Here is a 3,256-nt window from a genome sequence, read left to right on the forward strand (position 1 = left end):
GATATATGCTTGCCGCTGTTAAACACGGACACCCTGTAATAATCCTGGTCTAAGGTTTTGCCGATTATTACCATTTGCTTGTTTTCGTCAATATGGCTTACCGCGTTGTTGAGGTAGTTGTTGATTACCTGTTCAATTCTCAAAGGGTCGGCGTTGACTTGTTTGTGTTCCAGATGCGTTTCAAGATTAATTTCTTTTTGTTCTATAATGGCCGAATACCTGTCGGCGACCCTCTTTACCAATTCGTCTATATAAAAGGCCGTTTTCTCTATTGAAAATGTTCCGCTGGCATATTGCGAAAGGCTAAGAAGATCGTGCACAAGCTTGGTCATCTTTGTGGTTTCTTCCATAATGACATCGCTGTAATATTCCCGTTTTTCGGGCGATTTTGAAACCGAAGGCGATTTTAACGCCTCGGCGTAACCTTGTATAATTGATAACGGGGTCTTAAGCTCGTGGCTGACATCGGACACAAACTTCTTTCTCATGGCTTCCAGGCTCTTCTCGCGCTCTAATTCTTTCGTTAATTGTTCGTTTTTGACTTTAAGTTCGTCCATAGAGGCCTTGAGCTTGTCGCTCATTATATTGATGTTTTCGGCAAGCTGGCCTAGCTCGTCGTGCCTATCAATTTCCAATTTGTTGTCAAAATTGAGGTTGGCAAGCTCGCGCGTTAAGTTGTTCATGCTCACGATAGGCTTGGTAAAATATTTGGAAAACAAAAACGCCCATACCAGCGACAAAATAATAGCCGCGATGCTCACAAAGCGCGTGAAATCATTGGTTACATCTATGCTTTGGTGTATCGTTGAAAGATGGGTCCTAATTTCTAGCTTGCAGCTTAAGCCGCTATAAATATTGCGCACATAGGCCAAATACGATATTTCTTGATTGTCGCTGCTTTTAATATAAAACGAGCCATAGTCGTCTTTGCCGCTCGTCTTGTTTGTCGTTAGATTAAAATTATCGGCCTTTTCGGATAAATAATAAAAATCGTCGCCCTCATAAATAAGGATTATATAGTTTTTTATTTCATAAGATTCTAGGATTTCCAAAAGCTTTTGGTTGTTTTCGCTTTTTACATCTTGGTAATTAATTTCGTTCTGGTTAATTTTACGCACTATGTCTTCGGCCGCGTTGGATAATAAATTTTTTGAACGGTCTATTTGTATAGAGGAGAGAAAAATTTGCTGCGCCAAAGTGACCAGCACCCCAAAGAGCACTAACACAATGCCAAAATGCAAAAACAATCTCAACCAAAGCGTTTTTAGTCTCAAAATAACATCCCAAAGAAAATAATTTTAAATTTCAAATTTATAGCCGTAACCGCGCACAGTTTTTATGTATTTGTCGCCGTATTCGCCTAGCTTTATTCTAAGCCGTCCTATATGCGTGTCAACCGTGCGATCCCCGCCGTAATAGTCGTATCCCCAAACTTGCATAAGGAGATTTTCGCGAGTAAACAACTTGCCGTAATTTCGCGCAAGATGGGTCAAAAGCTCGTATTCAATAGGCGTCAAATTAATTTCCTTGCCGGCCAATATTACTTTGTGCTGGTCAATATCAATTCTCAAATCGCCATGCTCAATCACATTGCCCGAAGCGTTATCCAATTCAAGCCTCGCCTTAATCCTAGCTAACAAAACAGACAGCGAAAAAGGCTTGGGGATATAATCGTTGGCGCCCTTGTCAAAGCTTTCAAGCTCGTCCATTTCTTCGCTTCGGGCGGTCAGCATGATAATCGGGACTTTGGACGATTTTCTTATTTCTTTGCAAACCTTCCAGCCGTCTATATACGGCATCATAACATCTAGTATAATAAGCTTAATATCAGGGTCTTGTTTAAACTTTTCAAGAGCGACTTTGCCGTCCTCGGCTTCCACCACTTCATAGCCGGCGTCAGTCAGCCAATCTTTAATAAGCGTTCTAAGCCTGGCTTCGTCATCGGCAATCATTATCTTGGTTTTTTTCATGTTGTTTCTCCAAAAAAACTTAATACTCTAGCAAAACATATTTTAAGATTATCACATACTTAATTCATAAAGACAACCAAAATATCACATTTTTGTTACAAAAGATTATATTTCAGTTTAACAAAGATGCCGATCATTGTCAAAAATTAATGTATAGGGAGCGCGGCAAAAAGACATAATAAATTATAGATAACTATGTGACAAAATTACAAAATTTTTGAAAAAAATTTGCAAAATCCTATTGACATAATTAGCAATTGATGTATAATAGTGTTAGCAGTCAAAGGTCATGAGTGCTAATAAATTTTTGTAGGAGGTGTTTTTGAAAATGGCATTTTTACCATGGGATAAACGCAATAGAGGCATGAGGGGACTTTCGCCGTTTGATTGGGTTGACGATTTCTTTCAAGATTTTACGCCGTTTAAGGGCATAGACACCTTTAGAATGGACGTGAAAGAAACCGACAAAGAGTACTTGATTGAAGCCGAATTACCCGGCGTTAACAAAGAAGACGTTAACATTTCTTTAAACGACGGGCAATTGACAATAGCCGTAAAGCAAACGCAACAAAAAGACGAAGAAAACGCCAATTACATCAGAAGAGAAAGACGCGTAGGAACAATGCAAAGAACGGTGTATTTGTGCAACGCCTCCAATAAAGGCGCAAACGCAAAATTTAAAGATGGTATTTTGTCTTTGAGAATACCTAAAGACGACTCCGAAAAGATTTACAAAATTGATATAGATTAAGCCAATCACAAAGCTCATAAACTTCCCCCTATAAATCCGCGCCAAACTATAATACCCCTACCCTCCTTAAACTAGGCGCGGTTTTTTTATGCGAATTTATCAAACCATATTTTTGTTGATAAAAATGTTTTGGTGAAATATAAAAAATTTTAAATCCACCCAAAATAAATTGACAAAATAAAAAAAACAGTATATTAATAGTTAATAGAACGGGTAATCTTTTTTGGGACGGTGGCGCTTTTTTTAATAAAACGCCCCTCCCAATAGAGATTGCTTTTTTTATTTTAGGGCGAAATTTTATAGACTATTGACATTAGCGCGCGTTTGGAGTAAAAAAGAATAAGATAACTTATATTTAGGAAAACATGCAATGGCAAGAACGTCGACTTTAGCAAAACTAAGTTTTAATCCTTTGAGTTCGGTAAAAAAGGTAATAGGGGTAATCAGCGGCAAGGGCGGAGTGGGCAAGTCGTTGGTTACGGCGCTTTTGGCAAGCGCCTTTAGAAAAAACGGGCATAACGTAGCTATATTGGAC

Annotated in this window: 4 protein-coding genes; 2 read left to right on the plus strand and 2 right to left on the minus strand. The window is 38.6% G+C overall.

Features of this window, described 5'->3' with window-relative positions; genetic code table 11:
- Window positions 1-1,274: cell wall metabolism sensor histidine kinase WalK (locus GX756_04610; GenBank protein ID NLC17143.1), on the minus strand; the 1,274-nt coding region annotated here is incomplete at its 3' end.
- Window positions 1,275-1,298: 24 nt separating this feature from the next.
- A complete protein-coding gene (locus GX756_04615) occupies window positions 1,299-1,970 on the minus strand; it encodes a response regulator transcription factor (GenBank protein NLC17144.1) in 672 nt (223 codons plus the stop codon).
- A 328-nt stretch (window positions 1,971-2,298) separates the two neighbouring features.
- Between GX756_04615 and GX756_04620 the strand changes: the two genes are divergently transcribed.
- Together GX756_04620 and GX756_04625 are read left to right on the plus strand one after the other, a co-directional pair.
- On the plus strand, window positions 2,299-2,721 hold the full coding sequence (locus GX756_04620; GenBank protein NLC17145.1) for an Hsp20/alpha crystallin family protein: 423 nt from the start codon (window positions 2,299-2,301) through the stop codon (window positions 2,719-2,721).
- Between the two features lie 370 nt (window positions 2,722-3,091).
- The coding region (locus GX756_04625) for an Mrp/NBP35 family ATP-binding protein (GenBank protein NLC17146.1) at window positions 3,092-3,256 on the plus strand (165 nt) is incomplete at its 3' end.

It is taken from the genome of Clostridiales bacterium (assembly GCA_012512255.1).
Lineage (GTDB): Bacteria > Bacillota > Clostridia > Christensenellales > DUVY01 > DUVY01.

What these genes read in the sequence shown, in the direction of transcription:
- GX756_04615 (NLC17144.1), bottom strand. Translation starts at nt 1,970, where the DNA reads ATGAAAAAAACCAAGATAATGATTGCCGATGACGAAGCCAGGCTTAGA.
- GX756_04620 (NLC17145.1), top strand. Translation starts at nt 2,299, where the DNA reads ATGGCATTTTTACCATGGGATAAACGCAATAGAGGCATGAGGGGACTT.